This is a genomic window from Campylobacter sp. IFREMER_LSEM_CL2101, from assembly GCF_025771825.1.
GTDB lineage: Bacteria > Campylobacterota > Campylobacteria > Campylobacterales > Campylobacteraceae > Campylobacter_D > Campylobacter_D lari_C.
The window spans coordinates 1-1,143 of sequence record NZ_JAKMQZ010000023.1 but is presented as its reverse complement, the minus strand read 5'-3'; the positions used below and the strand labels follow the sequence as shown (position 1 = coordinate 1,143).

The 1,143-nt window shown below is 30.5% G+C and carries 2 pseudogenes; both read right to left on the bottom strand.

Annotation, left to right across the window (positions count from 1 at the left end):
* Nucleotides 1-381, bottom strand: a pseudogene (locus L8V88_RS07910) (sodium-dependent transporter); the annotation flags it as partial.
* 9 nt (nt 382-390) lie between these two features.
* Nucleotides 391-1,143: pseudogene (locus L8V88_RS07905) on the bottom strand (sodium-dependent transporter); the annotation flags it as partial.

Here is a 1,143-nt window from a genome sequence, read left to right as displayed (position 1 = left end):
ACCTGCTTCATTTGTATCTTTAGGTAGTTCAAAAAACCCAAAATAAGCATATTTTGCTATCCAACCTATAACAACACTATAAAAAGACACTAAAATAATAGCACCAAGCATAAAAAATCCCGCAAATGACCAAGCTTTTTTGTTCTTTGGTGCTAAAGTATAATAAGCATTTACAGGGTCTTTTTCACTAAGTTTTCCTATGCTAAGTTCGGCTAAAAATATCACAAAAGCCACACCTAAGGTTAAAAGCAAATACACCACTACAAAAGCTGAACCGCCATTATTACCCACTAAAGTTGGAAATTTCCAAGCATTTCCAAGCCCAACAGCTGAGCCTGCTACTGCTAATACAAAACCTATTTTAGAAAATTTTTCATTCATCTTTTAACCTTAAAAAAATAATTGTTTTACCATGATTAAAATCACCGCTAAAGGCGAGATATACCTTACAAAAAAATACCAGCACTCAAAGTATTTACCCCTCATATAAGGATAAAATAAAGTTTGCAAAGCTTCTTTTTTAAGCACAAAGCCTACGAAAATTGCACCAAATAATCCACCCAAAGGCATCATTAAATTTGAAGCAATAAAATCTAATATATCAAAAAAACTTTTTCCAAAAAATTCTAAAGAATCTTTACTCCACTCAATTCCTGATAAAATACACAAACTTCCCAAAAAATATACAATGAAAGCTATAAAAATTAAAGCTTTTTTTCTTGTAAAATTATAAGAATTGATTAAGTAAAAAGTTAAAGGCTCTATCATAGAAACTGCTGAAGTAATCCCTGCAAAAAACAATGCAATAAAAAAAGCCACAGCTAAAATATTTCCTAAAGGTAAAAAACCGATTGGATCAATATTTGAAAACAAACTCATTAAAGATACAAAAATCAAACCTGGACCTTGTTGAGCCGGATTGCCATTAAATTCAAATATGAAAGTAAATACAATAAGTCCCATCATAATGCCAATAATAATATTAATAATAATAATATTAATAGTACTTGTAATAAAATTTGTTTTATCTGATAAACTCGCTGAATAAGTTATAATCGAACCCACTCCAATAGATAAAGAAAAACAAGCAAGTCCTAAAGCACTCAAAAACGCTCCTACCCCAAGCTTGGAAAAGTCCGGAGA